The following is a 21,257-nucleotide window of genomic DNA, read 5'->3' as shown; positions in this document are numbered from 1 at the left end:
GCTATCAGCAACCTTTCCAACAACAAAAAAAGAGGTCATCACGATGGGTATCTACGACTATAAAAACCTCGGCACCACCGAGTCCAAGGCGCTGGTCAGCGATGCAATGGCGATCATGCTGTATTCCTACCACAATCTGGACCACGGCTTTGCCGCCGGCTACCAGCAGAACGGCTTCGGTGCGGGGCTACCCGCCACGCTGGTGACGGCGCTGCTGGGCAGCACCGATTCGCAAGGGGTGATCCCCGGCGTGCCGTGGAATCCCGACTCGGAACAGCTCGCCCTGGAGGCGGTGCAAGAGGCCGGCTGGACCCCGATCAGCGCATCGCAACTGGGCTACACCGGCAAGGTGGATGACCGGGGAACGTTTTTTGGTGAGAAGGCCGGCTACACCACCGCGCAGGTGGAAATTCTCGGCAAGTACGACGGCGATGGGCAACTGACACAAATCGGAGTGTCGTTTCGTGGCACCAGCGGCCCACGGGAGACTCTGATCAGCGACTCCATTGGCGACGTCATCAGCGATCTGATGGCGGCTTTCGGCCCCCAGGACTACGCGAAAAACTACGTCGGCCAAGCATTCGGCAACTTGCTCGGGGACGTCGCGGCGTTTGCCCAGGCCCACGGCTTGACGGGCCAGGACGTGCTGGTCAGTGGCCACAGCCTCGGTGGGCTGGCGGTCAACAGCCTGGCGGACTTGAGCAGCAGCCAATGGTCGGGGTTCTACAGCAGCGCCAATTACATCGCTTACGCCTCACCCACCCAAAGCAGCACCGACAAGGTACTGAACATCGGTTATGAAAATGACCCGGTGTTCCGGGCACTGGACGGCTCCACGTTCACCCCCGCATCGGTGGGCGTACATGATGCTCCGCAGGCGTCAGCCACCAACAACATCGTCAGCTTCAACGACCACTATGCCTCGGCGGCCTGGAACGTGTTGCCGTTTTCCATCCTCAACATCCCCACCTGGATATCCCACCTGCCCACCGGTTACGGCGATGGCATGGGCCGGATCCTCGATTCGGCGTTCTACGACCTCACCGAGAAAGACTCCACCATCATCGTCGCCAACCTGTCGGATCCCGCACGCAGCAATACGTGGGTCCAGGACCTCAATCGCAACGCCGAAACCCACACCGGCAGCACGTTTATCATCGGCACTGACCGTGATGATCTGATCCAGGGCGGACAGGGCAATGACTATCTGGAGGGCCGCGCCGGCAATGACACCTTTCGCGACGCTGGTGGGTACAACGTGATACTGGGCGGGCAGGGCAGCAATACCCTGCAACTGCAGTCCTCGGTGAAGGATGCAAGCTTCGTCCAGGACGGCGCCGGGACCTTGTACGTGCGCGATGCCCAGGGTGCAATCAGCATGACCCGCGACATCGATACGCTCGTCAGCAAAGAACCCGGTTTGTTCTGGGGGCTGGTCAAGGACGAGGTGAGCCACAGTGTTACGGCCAACGGCCTGGTGGCGGGCAGCAAGCTCACGGCGTATGCATCGTCGACCACCGGCACCTCGGCTGACGATACGTTGACCGCGCGATCATCGGGGGACTGGCTGTTCGGGCATGACGGCAACGATGTGCTACTGGGCGGTACGGGTAACGACACCTTTGTCGGCGGCTCGGGCAATGACCGGCTGCAATCGGGCGGCGGCGCTGACACATTCCTTTTCAATGGCGCGTTCGGCCACGATCTGATCAGTGGGTATGATGCCGGCGACAAACTGGTGTTCCTGGGCGTGCAGGGCGCCGGGGCAGGTTACGACTACCGCCAGCACCTGTCTCAGGTCGGCGGTGACACGCTGCTTGAGGTCGGTGACAGTTCGGTGACCCTGGTGGGGGTCAACCCCGGCCAGGTGGGAGGCGACATTGTATTTGCCTGATTCAGGATCGTTTTGAGTAGCCTGTGGCGAGGGGATTTCCCTCGCCACTGTAATTGATTTGAGGAGAAGTGAAGCAGTGAGCAGCAAGAAAAGCCCCATCATCGGCCTGATGGGGGCCTTGGCCTCGGCTGGCGCCTTGGCCGAATTGCCGGATCAATCGATTCTGACCCGCTATGGCATCACACCCGAGCAATTGCCCGCCGCCGAACGAGGCAAACCGTTCGATGCGCCTTCGTACCTGCCTCGCTTTGAAATGCAGACGCCCAAGTCATGGGTTTCGGTAGGCGTTGATGAAGCGAAGAGACCAGACATGACCGGGAATATCAGCATTGATCGTTCCACTCAACTGGAATACGAGCACTGCCTGCGAATTCAGGAACGGTCGTTGCGACGAAAAGGCGCGAAGATCAGTTGCGACGAGGGCGGCTTGGCGCTGGAGATGAGCCTGGATCCTATCCGCTGATTTCAAACAGGCCCTCTGCGGACAGAGGGCTCGAATAAACTCAGTCTTCCTTACGCACCGTCGCCACTTCATCGGCGCGGACCCGCACTTTTTTGCCGGAAATGTCTTCGAACTCATAGAAACCGTCAGCAGTACGGGTGTTGGGGGCATCCTTGGTCAAATACTGGGTACCGTTCTGCAAGGTCACCACAGTTGGTGATGAGCAGCCGGCCAGAGCCAGCAACGCAGCGGCGACCAGGGGCAGACCCAGAATCCTGATGTTCATATCCGTAACCTCTCAATCAAAAAGGCGCAGTTCAGTTGATTAGACCGTGCCATCACTGTAGTTAACCGCCATTGGTCTCGCTTGCCGTAGGAAAGTTCATCGCCAGTGCTGGATTTTCCTCCTGAATGCGGGCGACCGCTCATCTTTTGCAGTTGCCTGCGCCCGCCGTAGCTGATATCTGTACGCATAACCAGTACTCCGGCAGGCAACGGCACTTCTTTCCGTGACAAACAACCCTCTCGATGATCCCTTCTACTATCTGAACAACTTTGAGCAAGTGCTCGCCTGGTTGGCAGCGCGCTATGCCGATGTGCTCAGCGTCGAGGAGCAACGCTTCATCGACGATTTCGCCACCTTGCCCCGTGCATCCCAGGGGTTGTTGGTGCGCATGGTGATGCGCAAGGGGCGGCATTTTCGCCATAGCAAGCTGCAGTACCCTGAGATTGGTGATATTGGCAGCGCCGTCGAACCGTTGTTGGCGCTGGGCTGGGTCGAGGATCAGGCGCCTCTCGGGCTTGTCGAGCTGTTTGAGGTGTTGCGCAAACAGGAAATCATCCTGTGCCTGGGTCACCTGATCGAACACCCCAAGGCGAAAAAGGGCCAGTGGCTCGAATTCTTGCAGGGCCATTTCGATCAACCACAGCCTTTTTGCACTTGGTGCCCGCTGCTGGAAGACCGTCTCTTCAGCCTGACGATCATGAACCTCTGCGACCGCCTGCGGTTGCTGTTTTTTGGCAATCTCTATCAGGATTGGTCGGAGTTCGTGCTGGCGGATCTGGGCATCTTCACCTATGAAACCGTTGAATTCAGTGTCCAGTCCCGTGGCCTGCGCAGCCGTCAGGATGTCGATGCCTGCCTCTTCCTCCACGAATGTCAGCAGCGTTTCGAAGCCGGCGAGCCTCTTGAAGAGATCGTTGCCCAAATCCATGCCTTGAGCCTGGACAACCCCTGGCTGGAGCGACGCCGGGGCAAGCTGCTGTTTCAGATAGGCCAGCACGCGGAGCGCATCGGCGATTTCACCTTGGCCTTGCGCATTTATCAGGATTGCAGCTACCCCGGCGCACGGCTGCGGATGATCCGGGTGATGGAGCGCATCGGTGAATACGCCCTGGCCCTGGAATGGGCGCAGGCGGCGGCACAAAAGCCGCAAAGCGCCGCCGAAACCCAGGCCCTGCTCAGGATCCTGCCCCGGCTGCGGCGCAAGCTGGGCGGCCCCCCGGTGCCGCGAACCATGGCGCGCAAGGTCGAGCGGTTGGACCTGCACCTGCCCCGTGTCGATCCGGCCTTGTCGGTGGAGTATCACGTTCAGGCCCATCTGCACGATGAAACCGCGCCGGTGCATTACGTGGAGAACAGTCTGATCAACTCGCTGTTTGGCCTGCTGTGCTGGCCGGTGATTTTTGCGCCGTTGCCGGGAGCGTTTTTCCACCCGTTTCAGCGCGGGCCGGTGGACCTGCTCAACGAGGACTTTCACGAGCGACGCGCCGAGCTGTTCGCGGCCTGTTTCGCGCAGCTCGACGATGGACGCTACCGGGACACCATTGTCCGTCGTTACACAGAAAAGTGGGGCGTGCAGTCGCCTTTCGTGTTCTGGGGCGCGTTGTCCGAAGAGTTGCTCCATCAGGCCCTCGACTGCCTGCCTGCCGAACACCTCAAGCACTGGTTCAGCCGCCTGCTGCTGGATATCAAGGCCAACCGCGCCGGCATGCCGGACCTGATCCAGTTCTGGCCGCAGCACAAGACTTACCGCATGATCGAAGTCAAAGGCCCCGGCGACCGCCTGCAAGACAATCAACTGCGCTGGCTGGAGTTCTGTCACGAACACCAGATGCCCGTCGCCGTCTGCTATGTGCAGTGGGCGGAGCAGGGCGCATGACCCAGGCGCCGGGCTACAGCATCGCCGTTCGGGCACTGTGCGAGTTCACCGCCAAGACCGGCGACCTGGACCTGCGCTTCACGCCGTCGCCCACGGCCATGGAAGGGATCGTCGGCCACCGTACCGTGGCCTCGCGGCGTAGCGAGGGTTACCAGGCCGAAGTGAGCCTGGAGGGCCGCTACCAGACGCTGCAGATCAAAGGCCGGGCAGATGGCTACGACCCGGCCTGCAATCGCATCGAAGAAGTGAAGACCTACCGGGGCGACCTGGACAAGCAACCGGCCAATCATCGCCAGTTGCATTGGGCCCAGGCAAAAATCTACGGCTGGCTGATGTGCCAGAAGTTGCAATTGCCGCGGATCGACGTGGCGCTGGTCTACTTCGACATCGTCAGCGAAAAGGAAACCTGCCTGACGCAAAGCTTTGAAGCGGCGCAGCTTGAGGTTTTCTTTGAACAACAGTGCGCGCTGTTCCTCGCTTGGGCCGAACAGGAGATGGCTCACCGACAGGCGCGCAACCTCGGCGCTCAGACGCTGGCATTTCCTCACGCTGGCTTCAGGACCGGGCAACGACACTTGGCTGAGTCGGTGTTCAAGGCCATCAGCACCGGCCGCTGCCTGATGGCCCAGGCGCCCACCGGCATTGGCAAAACCGTGGGCACCTTGTTTCCGATGCTCAAGGCATTGGCGCCACAGCGACTGGACAAGGTGTTCTTCCTCACGGCCAAGACCCCAGGGCGCAAACTGGCGCTGGATGCGGCCCGAGTGATTACCCAAAGCGCACCGTCGATGCCGTTGCGGGTGCTGGAGATGATCGCTCGGGATAAAGCCTGCGAGCACCCGGACAAGGCCTGCCATGGCGAAGCCTGCCCGTTGGCCCGCGGGTTCTATGATCGACTGCCGCGCGCCCGTGCGGCGGCGAGCCAGGTCACGCTGCTCGATCAGGCAACGTTGCGCGATATTGCTCTGGCCCATGATATCTGCCCGTACTACCTGAGCCAGGAAATGGCCCGCTGGGTAGACGTGGTGGTCGCTGACTACAACTATTACTTTGACTTCAGCGCCTTGCTCTTTGGTCTGGCCCAGGCCAATGGCTGGACCGTCGCGACCCTGGTGGACGAAGCCCACAATCTGGTGGAGCGGGGACGGCAGATGTACAGCGCGACCCTCGATCAGTCCGTCTTGGCAGCAGTGCGCAAAACCGCGCCCGAGACGTTGAAGAAAGCCCTACAGCGAGTCAATCGCCAGTGGAACGCGCTGCATGAGCCCCAGGTTGCGGTCTATCAGGCGTATGAAAAACCACCGGAGAAACTGCTCCAGGCCCTGTCGCTGTGCACCACGGCTATCAGCGATTACCTCAATGACCATCCTCAGGGCCTGGATAGCGGTTTACAGGCGTTTTACTTCGATGCCTTGCAGTTTGCCCGGGTGGCGGAGTCCTTTGATGAGCACTTTCTGTTCGACATACACAAGCGTGAATATGGCCGACAGCGAAGCGCATCGACCCTGTGCCTGCGTAATGTAGTGCCGGCCGCTTTTCTGCGACCCAGGCTGACCGCCGCCCGCAGCAGCGTGCTGTTTTCCGCCACCCTGAGCCCCCGGCACTATTATGCTGACTTGTTGGGCGTCCCGGCGGACACTGTGTGGATCGACGTGGAGTCGCCATTCCAGGCGCAACAGCTTGATGTACAGGTTGTCAGCCGGATCTCGACCCGGTTTGCCCATCGCCAGGCGTCCCTGGAACCTATCGTCGCGTTGATGGCCCGCCAGTTCAGCGAGCGCCCGGGCAATTACCTGGCCTTCTTCAGCAGTTTTGACTACTTGCAGCAAGTGGCCGGACTGTTTGCCGAGCGGCATCCGCAGATTGCCACCTGGTCGCAATCACGCGGCATGGGCGAAGCACCCCGGCAGGCGTTCCTTGAACGATTCATGGAACACAGCCAGGGGATTGGGTTTGCGGTGTTGGGCGGTGCGTTCGGGGAGGGCATCGATTTACCGGGCTCCCGCCTGATCGGTGCGTTCATCGCGACCCTGGGTCTGGCGCAGTTCAACCCGGTCAACGAGCAGATGAAGCTGCGCATGGCGGCTATTTTCGGCGATGGCTACGATTACACCTACCTGTATCCCGGCCTGCAAAAAGTGGTGCAGGCGGCGGGTCGTGTCATTCGTACGCAGCAGGATCGTGGGGTGGTGATGTTGATCGACGATCGCTTCGGTGAGCCGAGAGTGCAGCACTTGTTGCCGCGCTGGTGGTCAGTTAGTCAAGAGCAGCACAACTGCTGTGGGAGTGAGCGTGCTCCCACAGGGGATCTGTGGTGAATCTCATATCGCGATCAAGCTGCTGATTCCCACGGATTTAATCACTATTTCCGATGCCGCACTTGCTCCATACTTCGCAAAAAATCCTTTTGGATGCCTTGGCCAAAAAAATGCTCGAAGACGCCCCCAAGACCGCACTCATCAATCAGGAACAGCGTTTTCGCCTGCTCATCGACGCCGTGGTCGACTACGCCATCTACATGACCGACCCCTCCGGTATCATCACCAGTTGGAACTCCGGCGCCCGGCGTTTCAAGGGCTACGAGGAATCCGAGATCCTTGGCCAACACTTTTCACGCTTCTACACCGACCAGGATCGCGCAGACGGTCTTCCGCAACGGGCGCTGGACACGGCCTTGCGCGAGGGCCGTTTCGAAGGCGAGGGCTGGCGGGTGCGCAAGGACGGAACGTTGTTCTGGTCCCATGTCGTCATTGACCCGATCATCGATAGCCAGAGCGGCGACTTGCTGGGCTTTGCCAAGATCACCCGCGACCTGACCGATCGCAAGATGGCCGAGGAAACCCTCAAGCAAAGCGAACAGCAGTTTCGCCTGCTGGTGCAAAGTGTCACCGATTACGCCATCTATATGCTCGACCCTGACGGCCAGGTGACCAACTGGAACCTGGGTGCGCAACGGATCAAGGGTTATCTTCCGGCGGAAGCCATCGGCCGGCATTTTTCGATGTTCTATACCCCTGAGGACCGCCAGGCCGGTGAGCCACAACGAGCTTTGAGCATCGCCGCCAATGAAGGGCGCTTCGAAAAAAGGGGCTGGCGGTTACGCAAGGATGGCACGCGGTTCATGGCGCATGTGGTCATTGATGCGATCCGCAGCGACACGGGGACACTGCTGGGTTTTGCCAAGATCACCCGCGACATCACCGATGCCACGCGAGCGCAGCAAGCCTTGGAGCAGGCACGCGAAGCGCTGTTCCAGTCCCAGAAACTGCAAGCCATCGGCCAGCTCACCGGTGGCATCGCCCATGACTTCAATAACCTGCTGACGGTGATCCTCGGCAACCTGGAAATTGTGCGCAAACGCATGCCCAGCGACCCCAAGCTCATGCAGTTGCTGGATAACGCCAGCCAGGGCGCGCTTCGCGGTGTTTCGCTGACGCAACGCATGCTGGCATTTGCCCGCAGACAGAAACTGTCCTCCGAATCGGTGGAACTGTCGGCGCTGGTGCAGGGCATCAGTGGTTTGCTGCAAAGCTCCATCGGCCCTTCGATACACATCCAGACCGACTTTGCCCAAGCGCTTTCGCCGGTGCTGGCCGATGTCAACCAACTGGAACTGGCCATCCTGAATCTGGCGACGAACGCTCGGGATGCCATGCCACATGGTGGGCGGATACTGATCACCGCCCGGGAACGCTCAGGCACCGAGGCCGGAAAGGACACGCCGATGGCGCCAGGGCAATACATTTGCCTGTCCATCACCGACGAGGGCGAAGGCATGGACGAGGCCACGCTGGCTTCGGCTGTGGACCCGTTCTTCACCACCAAGGGCGTCGGCAAGGGCACGGGCCTGGGCTTGTCCATGGTGCACGGCCTGGCCGAGCAATTGGGTGGCCGCCTGATGCTCAAGAGCCGCAAAGGTGAAGGCACTACCGCTGAGCTGTGGTTGCCAGTGGCTGACAGTTCGGCGCCAGGCAAGGCGCCGTCCCAGGCCACGACCACACAGCCGGTGAACGAGCTACGGGTGTTGGTCGTGGATGATGACAGCCTGGTGCTGACCAGCACCCGGTTGCTGATCGAAGATCTGGGCCACCGGGTGCTTTGCGCCCCATCAGCGGCTCAGGCGCTGCAGATGTTCGAGCTCAACCCGGACATCGATCTGGTGATCACCGACATGGCCATGCCGCAGATGGACGGTGCGCAGCTGGCGAAACTGTTGCGTGACCGGCATCCGACCCTGCCCATCATCCTGGCCACCGGTTACGCCGAGCGTCTGGAGGGGTTCGCCACGCAATTGCCGCGGCTGACCAAACCGTTCAAGCAGATCGATCTGGTGCGGGTCATTGGGCAGGCGATGAAGTAGCCTCAGGCATGCACCTGCCACAGGTTCATTCGGTATTTTTCTTGAACCCGCGCAGATTCATCGCACACAGGCAGAATTGCAGCACGATCAGCGCGTAGGCGTCTGAATGCAGCCCCCAGATGACCCACAGGATATTGCTCGCGATAAAGCAACTGAACCCGGCCACCCGCCGTCGGGGCTGACGTGAGCCGATCAGCCAGGCGGCCAGCACCGTTACCACCATCGCCGGCCATTGCACCCATCCAAGATAGTCCACAGATCCCTCCTTAAGCATTTGGTGATTTAGAGACCGTGACGATCGGTAAGTGTTTCGTTGAACCCGGGTCGCACCTCTGGTCCGGTGGTCGGAACTTGCCTGTCCCTCATTTCTTCTAACAAGTCCCAAACCCACGCCCGAGGCGCAGCCTGCGCAATGCCCAGAATACTCACCAGCCATACCCCGGATGAAGAACTGACGGAACACAATGCCAAGCTGTTCGGCTCGCCCAAGGAACGCCTGGATTTCTATCGTCGGGAGATCCAGTACGAAACCAGCATCCTGGCCAATCGAACCGATGCCTACCTGGCTGCCCAGTCCTTCCTGGTGATCGCCTTTGCCTCATGCATGGCCAACCTGAACCCGGAGTGGGGCAAGTTGTTCACCTTGATCGTGCCGCCGTTCCTGGCTCTGCTGGGCTTCCTGAGCTCGCTCAACGCCTGGCCAGGAATTCGCGCCGCTTACGAGATCATTGACCATTGGCATTTCAAGCAAAGCGAGTTGCTGCGTGCAGAGCCATTGATGGGCTTGGCCTACGATGAGTCCCCGCTGTTCAGCGAACAGGAATCGACCCACAAGGGCTATCGCAAGTCGTTGTTGTTTTCGGTGCGTACGCCATGGATCTTTGCCACGTTCTGGGTGTTGCTTGGGGTGTACTCGATCTATATCCAGGTGAGTGATCCAGGCGGCTGAAGCCTCAGCTCGATTTTTTGTGTCGCTCATACCAGGCCAGTATGGGTTGGGTGCTCAGGCCATGGACCAGAATGCTCAGGGCCACCACCGACAGCGTGATATCGATGCACAGCTGGACCATCTCTGGCTGTAAATCATGGTTCACCGCATAGAACAGATAAAACAGACTGCCGATGCCGCGTATGCCGAACCAGCCAATCAGCAGCCGTTGCGGCCTGTCCAGCAGCCGCCCCCATGGCAACACCAACAAGCTCAACGGGCGAATCACGGCAAACAGCAGGCCGCCGATGACCAGCGCCCGCCAGTCCCAATGAGTGGCAAGCACCACCCCCAACAGCGTCACCAAAAACACTTCCATGGAACGCTCCACCAGACTGCCGAAGGCGAGCATGTCGCTCATCATGACCCCGGCGGCCACCTGACCCTCTTCCAGCGTCTCGGCGTCACCCCGGACCGCGTCCCGGGGGGTGGCCGCTTCGTGCCCCACGACCGGTTGCACCAGGTGTTCGGCCGGAAGTGAGTGTTCATCTGTCGATTGCACCTCGGCCTGGCGCAGGCCCAGGCCGGCGGCGAACACCGAAAGAAAACCATAACCCTGGAGGGCTTCGGCCACGACATAGGCCAGGGCAATCAGTGCCAGGGCCAGGTAATCGTTGGGCGAGAGCGTGCTGTCGGCGTTCTTGATGCGCATCGACAGGGTCAACCAGCCGATACCGCGCCCCATCCAGTAACCGGTGAGCAAACCGACCGGCACCGCCCACAGCACATCCTGCAGCATCCAGTCGCCGAGAAAACCAAGGCCGTCCTCGTTCAGCAACAACAAACCCAGAATCACAAAGGGGAAGGCGGTGCCGTCGTTCAAACCGGCTTCCCCCGACAGGCCAAACCGCACCTGGTCGTCATCCCGGGCGTCGTTAACCTGCACCAGCGCGGCAAGCACCGGATCAGTCGGCGCCAGGATCGCCCCGATCAATACCGACACGCCCCAACCGAGGCCGAACAGGAAATGCAGTATCAGGCTCAGGCCCGCGATGGTCAGGATCATCACTGGCCCGGCCAGGGTATAAGCCACGCGCCAGCTTCGGTCCTTGAGGGGCAAGCGTAACTTGAGGCCGCTGACGAACAACGAAAACACCACCGCGACTTCCGTGAGGTGTTCCATCCAGGCCGAGGAGTCGGCAATGTCCAGCCTCAACAGCTCCAGGCCCGCCGGCCCGATGGCAACACCCAAACCCAGGCAGATTGCCGAGGTGGTCACCGGCATCCAGCGCAGGTAGGAGGACGTCAGGGCCAAGGTCAGCAATACGGCGCCGAGCACCGCTACCCATACCGTAAAAATCATTGCTGCTCCTTGGATAGCGGACAGGTAAAGCAGGGGAGCCAATGTTCGACTCCTGTCAGTGATTCGAGCGCCGCAGCGAAGCAGGGGTTCCCATCGAAGCGGTACGCTCCCGTTTGTCCGGCAGCATTTCACCCCAAGGGAATTTTTCGTCATTCCCGGCGCTCTGCAAAAGAAGAGACGTGTTGATTCAGCGTCCTGCCGAGAACCCAAGAGGCCCTTATGACTGCGCTGACACCCCTCCAATCCCGGCCTGCCACCGTGCATTCATTCATGGATGCCGGGAACGTGCGCCAATGCTATGAGCGGCTGCTCAATGGCCCCGACGATGCTGACAAACAGGCCGTCGCCCAGGCCTTCCTCCAGCAATGCCTGGGGCAGGCCGAGACGCTGCCCCTGGAAATGCCCGGCGACCCCACGGCCCTGCAAGCCTGGGTCGAGCAACACAGCGCCGGTGTAGCCCGCCAGTACGCCGAGTATCTGGAGCGGCGCAAAAACGCCGGTCCGCGAGAGTTCTTCACTTGCAAGGCCCACGCCTTGTATTTCCTGCAGGCGGTGGCGCCGACCAAACGGGTGGATGGCGCGTGGTTGTATGGCGTGCTCAAGCATTGGCACGACCATCGTTTTGAAGGGCTGCTGTGCACCTATCTGGAAGAGCTGGGAGACGGCAATCCTTCGCAAAACCATGTGGTGATCTATCGCAAGCTGCTCGCCGAACACGACCTGTCGGACGCGCCCGACATTGAAGACGAGCGCTACCTGCAAGGTGCCGTGCAATTGGCCCTGGGTTATGCCGGCGATGAATACCTGCCTGAAGTAATCGGTTACAACCTGGGTTACGAACAATTGCCCTTGCACCTGTTGATCAGCGCTTATGAGCTGACTGAGCTGGACATCGACCCTTACTACTTCACCCTCCACGTCACGATCGACAACGCGAGCACCGGTCATGCCCACAAGGCCATCCAGTCGCTGCTGCAACTGCTGCCGATGGAAGCGGATCGCGAAGCCTTCTGGCGCCGGGTCACCCTGGGTTATCGCCTCAATGACCTGGGCCAAGGCAGCCGAACCATCATCGAGTCGTTCGACCTGTATCGCGAAGTGCTGGAGATGCTCGAACGCAAACGCCCGTTCGGCCAGCACATGCATTCCGATTACTGCAAGTTCGAAGGCAAGACCGTCAATCAATGGCTGGCAGCACCTGGACAGCTGGAGGGTTTCCTGACGGCGATGCAAAACAAGGGCTGGATAAAACGTCATGAAGATCCGCAGAACAGCCGGTTCTGGACCCTGATCGAAGGGGCGGGCGCGGCCATGTTCGGGGTGTTCAGCCCCTATGAAAAACAGTTGCTGCACGACTGGATCGCCGGTGACTGGCTGAAAGGGGGCGCCCGAAAGGCCCCACGCCGCACCCAATGCGCCGCGTGCGAACCACCGACGCCGACCGAGGATCCCGATGTACAGAGCCTGCAACAGACCCTGCGCGGCCAGGCGCCCGATGCGCAGATGCAGACCCTGATGCCGTGGCTTTCGGCACGCTGCCACAGCCATCCGGCCGGCCTGCTGGCGACTCGTCGTTTCATCGAACTCAAATCCGCGCTGCGCTAGGAGCCCGCATGAATCAGGAAGAACGCCTATCAGAAACCGACCTGGCGCTGTTGCAATTGGGCCGACGCCTGCAAGCCGACGGCTATCGCTTCATTACCCCGACACCTCTGACCCACGAACGCGTCAACCAGCGGCCTGGTAATGAGCGCTCCAGGACCCTGAGGGACGTGTTCGGCTGGTCGCGCCCGTTTGCCCCGGGGCTGATCAGCGCCGATGAGCAGCGTCAATTGCAGCAAGCCGAGGTGCTGGAGGAGCGCGACGGCCTGCTGCATAGCCGGGTGCGCTGGTCGAGCCTTGACGGCCTGTTGTTCGCTCATTCGCAATTTCCCACCCAAGCCAACGACGCGGTGTTTTTCGGTCCCGACAGCTATCGTTTCGCCCAGCTGATCCATACTTATCTGCAACAGAACTTCACGGCAATACATCGGGCCGTGGACATTGGCTGTGGCGCCGGTGTCGGTGCGCTGGTCATTGCCCGCGCCCGGCGCGAGGCACAGGTGCTGGCGGTGGACATCAATCCAATGGCCCTGCGCCTGAGCGCGGTCAACGCAGCGCTGGCCGAGGTGTCCAACGTCGAGATCGCCCGCAGCGATGTGCTCCAGGATGTGGAGGGCGATTTCGACCTGATCGTCGCCAATCCGCCGTACATGGCCGACCCCAGCGAACGGGCCTACCGCCATGGCGGTGGCGCACTGGGCGCCGGGCTGTCGCTGCGCATCGTCGAACAGGCCCTGCCACGGCTTACGCCCGGTGGCTCGCTGGTGCTCTACACCGGCGTGGCGATGGTCGATGGTCGTGATCCGTTTCTCGAGGCGCTTGAGCCTTGGCGCGACTCGCCGGATTTCGGCTGGACTTACAAGGAATTGGACCCGGACGTGTTTGGTGAAGAACTGCTCACCCCGGGTTACCAGGATGTAGAAAGGATCGCCGTGGTGGCGTTGGTTGTAACCCGCATCGGCGCGGGTATCGGAGGGACTATCGATGAACAGGCGACTGAAGTTCGGCATTGAAGAGGAGTATTTCATCACCGATCTGCAAACCCGTTGCATGCCGGATCAACCCTCGACAGAGGTTGTCGCGGCGTGCCAGGCGCTACTGGGCAAGCATTTTGCCCATGAAATGTTCCAGTGTCAGATCGAGATGGCGTCGCCTATTTTTCGCAACCTGGCCGAGGCGGCCGATTATCTGTCCCGGGTGCGCACAGGCCTGACCCAGTGCCTGGCTGCCCATGGCCTGGGCCTGCTCAGCGCAGGATCTCATCCCATGGCGACCCAGGGTCTGCAGCCCACCGACGAACTGCACTTTCAGCAACTGTTCGACGATTACCAGCGGGTGGCCCGCCGTAGCGTAGTCTCGGGCCTGCATGTGCACGTAGAGGTGCCGGCCAACAAGGACCGTGTCCGGGTCATGAACGAGGTGCTGCCCTGGTTGCCGATGTTCCTGGCCCTGAGTGCTTCTTCGCCCTTCTGGAACGGCGCCTACAGCGGGTTCAGCAGTTACCGTCAGGTCGCTTGCGATGAATGGCCGCGCATGGGCGTGCCGGAGTTCTTCGAGGACGAATCGGCGTTTGCCGGCTACGTAGACATGCTCATGCGCACCGGATCCATTCGCCAGCCCAGCGATTGCTGGTGGGTGATGCGGCCTTCGTCGCGTTATCCCACGCTGGAGCTGCGAATCTGCGATGCCTGTCCGCGCGTTGAAGATGTCCTGTGCCTGGCCTCGCTGTTTCGCCTGATGGTAGCTCATGCCATTGCACAACCTGCGCCCGGCGCGCACTTCAGCCTGACCTCCCACTGGATCCTCAAGGAGAATCGCTGGCGGGCCAAGCGTCATGGAACCCTGGCCGAGTTCATCCTGGAGGGGCAGGAGCAGCCGATGATGATCGGGGAGTGGATCACACTGGCGGAGCAAACCTTTGGCGAAACGGCCGCCGCGCTGGACGTTGAGGATGTGTTCAAGCAGGCGCGGCGTATCGTCCAGGAAGGCTCCAGTTCCGATCGGCAAATCGTGCTCTACGAACAAGGGCTGCTGCTGGGTGACTCCACCGAGCACGCCTTGAGCAGGGTGGTCGATCAATTGTTGGCCGAAACTGCTGGGATGCCCGTGGCCGACCCGTCGCTGTTGCAAGTGGCAGGTGGTCCATGAGCAGCAAGACCCTGGAGGATTACAACCGGATGCGTGACTTCGCCGCCACCCCGGAACCGGCGGCCAAGCGTTCACGTAAATCGACGAAAACCGCTCATGCCTTGCAGTTCTGTATTCAAAAGCACGACGCCTCACGGCTGCATTATGATTTCCGGCTGGAGCTGGACGGTGCGCTCAAGAGCTGGGCGGTGCCCAAGGGGCCGTCCCTGGACCCCAAGGTCAAGCGCTTGGCGGTGCATGTTGAAGACCATCCGCTCGATTACGCGACCTTCGAAGGCAGCATCCCCGAAGGTCACTATGGCGCCGGCGACGTCATTGTCTGGGATCGGGGCGTGTGGATTCCCCAGGGCGATGCCCACGAGGCCTATGAAAAAGGCCGGCTCAAGTTCGAGTTGCAAGGGGAAAAACTCAGCGGCCTGTGGAACCTGGTGCGCACCCACATGCCCGGCAAGCAGGAACAGTGGTTCCTGATCAAGCACCAGGACGCAGCGGCACGCCCCGAAAGCGAGTACGACGTGGTCCAGGCTGAGCCGGACAGCGTGCTCAGCGAGCGTACCCTTGTACCCAAACACCGTGGTAAGGCTGCCGCCCAGGTGACGGCAGCGAAGCAACCCAAAAAGGCCGCCAAGTCTGAACCGTCGAAAAAAACCTCGTCCACCACCCTCAGCGGCGCGGTGGCCGGGCCAATGCCCAAGACACTCAAACCGCAACTAGCTACGTTAGTAGAACGCGCGCCTGACGGCGACTGGCTCTATGAAATCAAGTTTGACGGTTACCGCGTCATCGCCCGCATTGAAAACGACGACGTGAGGCTGATCACCCGCAACGGCCATGACTGGACCCACAAGCTGCCCAAACAGGCCGAGGCCCTGGCCGGATTGGGCCTGGAATCAGCCTGGCTGGACGGCGAAATGGTGGTGGCCAACGAGCAAGGCGTCCCGGACTTCCAGGCCCTGCAAAACGCTTTCGACGCCGGCAGCAGCAACAAGATTGCCTACTACTTGTTCGATCTGCCTTACCTCAATGGCATGGATCTGCGCGAGGTGCCCGTGCAAGAGCGGCGGGCCGCGTTGGCGGCGGTGCTTGCGAGCAACAAGAATCCGCTGTTGCGGTTCTCCGATGCCTTCGAAGAAACCCCTGAAGCCTTGCTCAACAGTGCTTGCCAAATGCAGATGGAAGGATTGATCGGCAAACGCATGGGCAGTGCCTACGTTTCCCGGCGCAGCAACGACTGGATCAAGCTCAAGTGCAAGAATCGCCAGGAGTTCGTCGTCGTCGGTTTCAGCGAGCCCAAGGGCGCCCGCAATGGCTTCGGCGCCTTGCTGCTGGGGCTGCACGATGCCGACAGCGGGCAACTGCGCTATGCCGGCAAGGTCGGCACAGGGTTCAATGAGCAAACGCTCAACAGCATTCACCAGCAATTGTTGCCCCTGGAAAGAACAAAGGCTGCGGTGGTCAACCCACCCACCGGATATGACGCCAAAGGCGTGCATTGGCTGGAGCCGACGCTGCTGGCTGAGGTGGCGTTTGCCGAGATGACCAAGGAAGGCTCGGTCCGCCATGCCGTGTTTCATGGTTTGCGCAACGATAAACCGGCGAAGTCGATCACCCAGGAGCTGGCCAAGCCCGTGAAAAAGACCGCGAAAAAGGCGCCGGCCATGGACGGCAAGGTGCGCATTACCCACCCGGAACGGGTCATCGACGCCAGCAGCGGCACGACCAAGCTGCAACTGGCCGAGTACTACGCCAGCGTCGCCGAATTCATCCTGCCGGAATTGGCCGATCGCCCGGTGGCATTGGTCAGGGCGCCGGATGGCATTGCCGGTGAGTTGTTTTTCCAGAAAAACGCCGAGCGCCTGGCGATTCCTGGCATCACCAGCCTCGACAAATCATTGACTGGGCAGCCGGTGATGATCATCAACAATGCCGAAGCGTTGATCGGCGCGGTGCAAATGAGCACGGTGGAGTTGCACACTTGGAATGCCACTTCGGTGAACCTGGACAAGCCTGATCGCTTTGTGCTCGATCTTGACCCGGATCCGGCCCTCCCTTGGAAAAGCATGGTGGAAGCGACGCATCTGACCTTGTCGGTACTCGATGAACTAGGGCTCAAGGCGTTTCTCAAGACCAGCGGCGGCAAGGGGATCCACATTGTCGTGCCCTTGACCCGCAAATTGGGTTGGGACGAGGTCAAGGGCTTCAGTCATGCGATTGTCAGCCACATGGCCAAGCTATTGCCGGATCGCTTCTCGGCGGTCTCAGGGCCAAAGAACCGGGTAGGGCGGATCTTCATCGATTATCTGCGTAACGGCCTGGGCGCCACCACCATCTGCGCCTATGCCGCGCGAACCCGTGAAGGGTTGCCGGTGTCGGTGCCGATCTTTCGCGAGGAAGTCGCCGAACTCAAGGGCGCGAATCTGTGGAACGTGCACAACGTCCATGAGCGTTTGGCACAAGTGGGTCACGAGCCGTGGGCGGGCCTGAAGAAGACCCGCCAAAACATCACCGCCGACATGCGCCGACGCATTGGTATGAAAAAGACCGAGAAGTAATCTTGTTCGGTGCCTCCCGACTGTCAACTCACCGGAACGCGCAGGTATTCCGGCTGCAAGACGTTGAACCACAGCAGGATCATTTCCACCAGGATGGTCACCAGCACCAACAGCCCTACGCCCCATACGCTGGCGGAGTACAACAGACCTTGTTCCTTCTTGATGTTCATGAACTTGGGCAGGCCAACAAACAGCAAAAAGGTCGAGTAGGCCGACGCCATTGCCAGCGCGATCACCGCCAGCCAGCGGTTGGGGTAGAGCCCGAAAATCCCGGCCAGGAAGTAGGGCGTGGCGGTGTAGGCGGCAAAACCAATGCACTGGTTGACCGTAGGGCGGGCTTCGAAGGTGCGCGACATCCAGCGGATGAACAGCCCCATGAGCATCACGCCGGCCACGATGGTCAGGTACAGCAGCACACTCAGTTGCAGGGCGCTGGCCGTGCTGAGCCGTACCGTTTCGTTTTCAGCCAGGCTCCAGCCGGTCCAGGTGGTCCCAATGAACAGGCACACCACGGGAATCAGGGCGAGCAACAACAGGTGAGCCAGATAGTGGCGCGGGTGAGCTTGTTCCTGCTCGCGGATGTCTTTCCAGGCAAACTCGGGGTGGGTGAACAGTTTGACGAAAGGGGCAGACATGACGACCTCCTGATCAGTACAGCCTCTGCTGAGGCCTATACGGATTTGAGGTTCAGGATCGGCCCGGGGTTCATTTATTTGGAGTGCCCGCGGGGCATGATCCGAGGGAATGAATCAATACGGCCGGGGTCAATCCATCAGATCCCTGAAGGACTGTATGCCATGACTGTTGCTTGCTCCCTGGTTGATTACCTGCGTGAACACCAGTTGCGCCTGACGACGGCTGAATCCTGCACAGCCGGCAAAATCGTCACCCTGTTGGCCGAAGTGCCGGGCAGCGGCTCGCTGATTGAAAGCGGTTACGTGGTGTATTCCCCGGAGGCTAAGCAACGATTGCTAGGGGTCAACCCATGCACCATCGACACCTTCAATCTCACCAGCCGTGAGGTGGCCGAGGAAATGGCCCTCGGCGCGCTGCGCGACGCCAATGCCAACGTCGCCGTGGCCACCACCGGCATTCTCGGGCCGGACGACATGGACGGCATTCCGGCGGGTACCGTCTGTTTTGCCTGGGCGTTCGATATGCGCGGCGAGCGAGCGCTGTTCAGTCGCCAGGAGAGGTTTTTCGGCAGTCGCAACCAGGTCCAACGGTGGGCCGCTGAACATGCGCTTGTGCAGTTGCGGCACTTTCATCAACGCGCACTGGCGGGTGAACGCAGATAGGAGCCCCCATGACCCATCCCACTGAATCCGAGGAGTTGCGCAGCCGCCAGTTCCCGGTCCGCGAAGACATGGCCTACCAGCTCAAGGTCTGGCGTTTCGAGCGAGTGGGTTGGTACGTGTTGGTATTGCTGGTGATCCTGACGTTGCTTGGATTGTTCTCTCGCGGCCCGTTGAGCACTCGAGATGTACACAGCGGTGATGGCCGACTCGGCGTCGAGTACGAAATGTTCCACCGCAACGGTTCTACCAACCCCATGGTCATCCATCTGAAGGGGCAGCCCAATGCCGTGCTGGAGGTGGAACTGGTCGGCCAGTGGCTGGAGGGTTTCGAGGTGCAGACCCTGCAGCCCCAGCCCGTGCGCTCGGCGAGTGCGCAGCGGGGCCTGAAGCTTTGGGTCCAGGCGGATGCCAATGGAGAGGCCAGCCTTTACCTGTCACTGCTGGGCGATGGGCTGGGGCTCTATCACAGTCGTATTGCCACGCCCGGTGGCGCCACGGTCAGTTTCGATCAATTCATTTTTCCGTAGGTGACGTATGGACTCTGTGCTGCGGGCTGCCGCGATCTATGGGGCGTTGCTGGTACTGTTCAAGATCGCTGGGCGTCGCTCCCTGGCGGAAATCACCACGTTTGATTTTGTCCTGCTGATGATCATCGGCGAGGCCACTCAGCAGGCGTTGCTGGGGGACGATTTCTCGCTGACCAATTCGTTGATGGTGATCGTGACGCTGATTGCCATCGATGTCGGCCTGTCGTTGCTCAAGCAACGCTCACAATGGGTCTCGCAACTGATTGACGGCGGCCCGACCATTATTGTGGAGGATGGGCGAATACTGAAGGCACGCATGCGCCATGCCCGACTCATAGAAGAAGACATCATGGAAGCGGCACGGTCGAGCCAGGGGATCGAGACACTGGAACAGATCAAGTTCGCGATTATCGAGCGTAACGGCAAGATCTCGGTGATTGCCAAGGAGTCGTGATCCCCTTCACATGATTTATGGCGAGGGCTAAATCCCCTCGCCACAACAGCTGCGTATCACTGCTTGACTCACAGGATCGGCTTGCCGCCCGTAATCCCATACCGGGAACCGGAAATGTAGCTCGCCTCATCCGAAGCCAGCAGTACATAGATCGGCGCCACTTCCACCGGCTGGCCAGGACGGCCAAGGGGCGTCTGGGAGCCGAAGTTCTGCACTTCTTCCTCAGGCATTGTGGCCACAATCAGCGGTGTCCAGATCGGCCCTGGCGCCACGCTGTTCACCCGGATGCCCTTGGGCCCGAGCATCTGCGCCAGGCCGCCGGTGAAGTTGGCGATGGCGCCTTTGGTGGTGGCGTAGGCCAGCAGAGTCGGCTTGGGCATGTCGGAGTTGACCGAAGTGGTGTTGATGATCGAGCTACCCGCCTTCATATGCGGGACGGCGGCCTGGCAGATCCTGAACATCGAGGTGATGTTGATATCAAACGTGCGCACCCACTCTTCGTCGGGGATGTCTTCCAGGTTTTCGTGGGTCATCTGGAACGCCGCGTTGTTGACCAGAATGTCGATATGCCCGAAACGGGCGACGGTTTCGTCGACGATCTTGCGGCATTGGGCCTTGTCCGCCAGATCGCCGGGCAGCAACAGGCATTGGCGGCCGGCCTGTTCTACCCAACGGGCAGTCTCCCTGGCGTCTTCATGCTCGTCCAGGTAGGAAATGGCCACGTCCGCGCCCTCGCGGGCGAAGGCAATCGCCACAGCACGACCGATGCCGCTGTCGGCGCCCGTGATCAAGGCGATCTTGCTTTCCAGGCGTCCGGAACCGGTGTAGCTCTGTTCTCCGCAGTCTGGATACGGATCCATCTTGCGTTGAGTGCCGGGCACCGGTTGGCTTTGTTTTGGAAACGGCGGGGTAGGGTAGTCAGTCATGACATTCTCCATGCTGGATGTATAGTCGATGGAGGGTGGACTGTGGGCCTTCAGGCAGAGTTCGGTCGGATTCCGGGGCCGGTCGATGAGCGCGAGGTGCCTTGCGATCGACATCGACTTAATGTGGGGCGAATGTGAATAAGGAGCAGGCCATATGTTCAGTCACATACAAATCGGCGCGCGGGACCTGCCAGCAATGGTCGCGTTTTATGATGCCGTGCTGGGCTGCCTGGGGTTGGTACGCCTGCCCAGTGAAAACGACTCGGGCCCGCCGGGAGAAGGCTGGCATCAACCCGGCAAGCGTTGGCCCCAGGTGTTCGTGCAATTGCCGTTCAATGGTTTGCCCGCGACTTGGGGCAATGGCATGCAAGTGAGTTTTGCCGCCGATTCACCGCACACCGTGCACGCCGCCTGGGCGCAGGCCATCGCCCTGGGCGGCACCGACGAAGGCCCGCCGGGCCCGCGCCCCCAGTACTCAGAAGGGTATTTCGGGGCCTATTGCCGCGATCCGGAGGGGAACAAGTTGTGTTTTGTTTATGCGCCGGATATGTGCGAGTAAAACGCGGATCCATTGTGGCGAGGGAGCTTGCTCCCGCTCGGT

At 60.5% G+C, this 21,257-nt stretch carries 19 protein-coding genes; 14 read left to right on the top strand and 5 right to left on the bottom strand.

The genetic code is table 11. From position 1 onward, the window contains the following. Positions 1–43 precede the first annotated feature (43 nt). Both HU811_RS04455 and HU811_RS04450 read left to right on the top strand, forming a co-directional pair. Entirely contained in the window at positions 44–1,894 is a 1,851-nt protein-coding gene (locus HU811_RS04455) for a polyurethane esterase (RefSeq protein WP_186654267.1), read from the top strand. A 76-nt stretch (positions 1,895–1,970) separates the two neighbouring features. Continuing rightward, positions 1,971–2,357: a hypothetical protein gene (locus HU811_RS04450; RefSeq protein WP_367616227.1), complete on the top strand. Its 387-nt coding sequence runs from the start codon at positions 1,971–1,973 to the stop codon at positions 2,355–2,357. A gap of 40 nt (positions 2,358–2,397) precedes the next feature. Here HU811_RS04450 and HU811_RS04445 read toward each other — a convergent pair whose 3' ends face one another. After that, a complete protein-coding gene (locus tag HU811_RS04445; RefSeq protein ID WP_173406954.1) occupies positions 2,398–2,622 on the bottom strand; it encodes a YgdI/YgdR family lipoprotein in 225 nt (74 codons plus the stop codon). 223 nt (positions 2,623–2,845) lie between these two features. Between HU811_RS04445 and HU811_RS04440 the strand changes: the two genes are divergently transcribed. The 3 genes from HU811_RS04440 (at position 2,846) to HU811_RS04430 (ending at position 8,858) form a co-directional block, all read left to right on the top strand. Then, positions 2,846–4,498 carry a VRR-NUC domain-containing protein gene (locus tag HU811_RS04440; RefSeq protein WP_186654265.1) on the top strand — a complete coding sequence of 551 codons (1,653 nt, stop codon included), beginning with the start codon at positions 2,846–2,848 and terminating at the stop codon, positions 4,496–4,498. Further along, on the top strand, positions 4,495–6,816 hold the full coding sequence (locus tag HU811_RS04435) for an ATP-dependent DNA helicase (RefSeq protein ID WP_186654263.1): 2,322 nt from the start codon (positions 4,495–4,497) through the stop codon (positions 6,814–6,816). The genes HU811_RS04440 and HU811_RS04435 overlap by 4 nt, the downstream gene beginning before the upstream one ends. A gap of 110 nt (positions 6,817–6,926) precedes the next feature. Further along, entirely contained in the window at positions 6,927–8,858 is a 1,932-nt protein-coding gene (locus tag HU811_RS04430; protein WP_186654262.1) for a hybrid sensor histidine kinase/response regulator, read from the top strand. A 25-nt stretch (positions 8,859–8,883) separates the two neighbouring features. Here the strand turns inward: HU811_RS04430 and HU811_RS04425 are convergent, their stop codons facing one another. Beyond that, entirely contained in the window at positions 8,884–9,114 is a 231-nt protein-coding gene (locus HU811_RS04425) for a hypothetical protein (protein WP_092398223.1), read from the bottom strand. 156 nt (positions 9,115–9,270) lie between these two features. On the opposite strand from HU811_RS04425, the gene HU811_RS04420 reads away from it, so the two are divergent. Further along, positions 9,271–9,807, top strand: coding sequence for a hypothetical protein (locus tag HU811_RS04420; protein WP_092398225.1), 537 nt, complete (start codon positions 9,271–9,273; stop codon positions 9,805–9,807). A gap of 4 nt (positions 9,808–9,811) precedes the next feature. Here HU811_RS04420 and HU811_RS04415 read toward each other — a convergent pair whose 3' ends face one another. Next, positions 9,812–11,149 carry a cation:proton antiporter gene (locus HU811_RS04415; RefSeq protein ID WP_186654260.1) on the bottom strand — a complete coding sequence of 446 codons (1,338 nt, stop codon included), beginning with the start codon at positions 11,147–11,149 and terminating at the stop codon, positions 9,812–9,814. 219 nt (positions 11,150–11,368) lie between these two features. On the opposite strand from HU811_RS04415, the gene HU811_RS04410 reads away from it, so the two are divergent. The 4 genes from HU811_RS04410 to ligD are packed head-to-tail and all read left to right on the top strand — an operon-like array spanning position 11,369 to position 17,451. Further along, entirely contained in the window at positions 11,369–12,754 is a 1,386-nt protein-coding gene (locus HU811_RS04410) for an iron-containing redox enzyme family protein (protein ID WP_186654257.1), read from the top strand. Positions 12,755–12,762: 8 nt separating this feature from the next. Then, positions 12,763–13,764 carry a methyltransferase gene (locus HU811_RS04405; RefSeq protein WP_186654255.1) on the top strand — a complete coding sequence of 334 codons (1,002 nt, stop codon included), beginning with the start codon at positions 12,763–12,765 and terminating at the stop codon, positions 13,762–13,764. Beyond that, on the top strand, positions 13,736–14,899 hold the full coding sequence (locus HU811_RS04400) for a carboxylate-amine ligase (protein ID WP_186654253.1): 1,164 nt from the start codon (positions 13,736–13,738) through the stop codon (positions 14,897–14,899). The genes HU811_RS04405 and HU811_RS04400 overlap by 29 nt, the downstream gene beginning before the upstream one ends. Continuing rightward, positions 14,896–17,451 carry a DNA ligase D gene (gene ligD, locus HU811_RS04395; RefSeq protein ID WP_186654251.1) on the top strand — a complete coding sequence of 852 codons (2,556 nt, stop codon included), beginning with the start codon at positions 14,896–14,898 and terminating at the stop codon, positions 17,449–17,451. The genes HU811_RS04400 and ligD overlap by 4 nt, the downstream gene beginning before the upstream one ends. Positions 17,452–17,474: 23 nt before the next feature. On the opposite strand, the gene HU811_RS04390 is transcribed toward ligD, so the two are convergent. After that, a complete protein-coding gene (locus tag HU811_RS04390) occupies positions 17,475–18,086 on the bottom strand; it encodes a Yip1 family protein (RefSeq protein WP_186654249.1) in 612 nt (203 codons plus the stop codon). Positions 18,087–18,248: 162 nt separating this feature from the next. Here HU811_RS04390 and HU811_RS04385 point away from each other — a divergent pair, with 162 nt between their 5' ends. The 3 genes from HU811_RS04385 to HU811_RS04375 are packed head-to-tail and all read left to right on the top strand — an operon-like array spanning position 18,249 to position 19,730. Further along, a complete protein-coding gene (locus HU811_RS04385; protein ID WP_092398240.1) occupies positions 18,249–18,749 on the top strand; it encodes a CinA family protein in 501 nt (166 codons plus the stop codon). An 8-nt stretch (positions 18,750–18,757) separates the two neighbouring features. Further along, the gene (locus HU811_RS04380; RefSeq protein WP_186654248.1) at positions 18,758–19,276 is read left to right on the top strand and encodes a hypothetical protein; all 519 of its coding nucleotides are present in this window, start codon (positions 18,758–18,760) and stop codon (positions 19,274–19,276) included. A 7-nt stretch (positions 19,277–19,283) separates the two neighbouring features. Continuing rightward, positions 19,284–19,730 carry a DUF421 domain-containing protein gene (locus HU811_RS04375; protein ID WP_092398244.1) on the top strand — a complete coding sequence of 149 codons (447 nt, stop codon included), beginning with the start codon at positions 19,284–19,286 and terminating at the stop codon, positions 19,728–19,730. Positions 19,731–19,798: 68 nt separating this feature from the next. On the opposite strand, the gene HU811_RS04370 is transcribed toward HU811_RS04375, so the two are convergent. Then, the gene (locus tag HU811_RS04370) at positions 19,799–20,656 is read right to left on the bottom strand and encodes an SDR family oxidoreductase (RefSeq protein ID WP_092398246.1); all 858 of its coding nucleotides are present in this window, start codon (positions 20,654–20,656) and stop codon (positions 19,799–19,801) included. A 154-nt stretch (positions 20,657–20,810) separates the two neighbouring features. Here HU811_RS04370 and HU811_RS04365 point away from each other — a divergent pair, with 154 nt between their 5' ends. Beyond that, positions 20,811–21,215: a VOC family protein gene (locus HU811_RS04365; RefSeq protein ID WP_092398248.1), complete on the top strand. Its 405-nt coding sequence runs from the start codon at positions 20,811–20,813 to the stop codon at positions 21,213–21,215. The last annotated feature ends 42 nt before the right edge of the window (positions 21,216–21,257 follow it).

The sequence above is a fragment of the Pseudomonas tehranensis genome (assembly GCF_014268615.1).
GTDB lineage: Bacteria > Pseudomonadota > Gammaproteobacteria > Pseudomonadales > Pseudomonadaceae > Aquipseudomonas > Aquipseudomonas tehranensis.
Note: the sequence above shows the minus strand (reverse complement) of the source record. Positions and strands in the feature narration are given on the sequence as shown.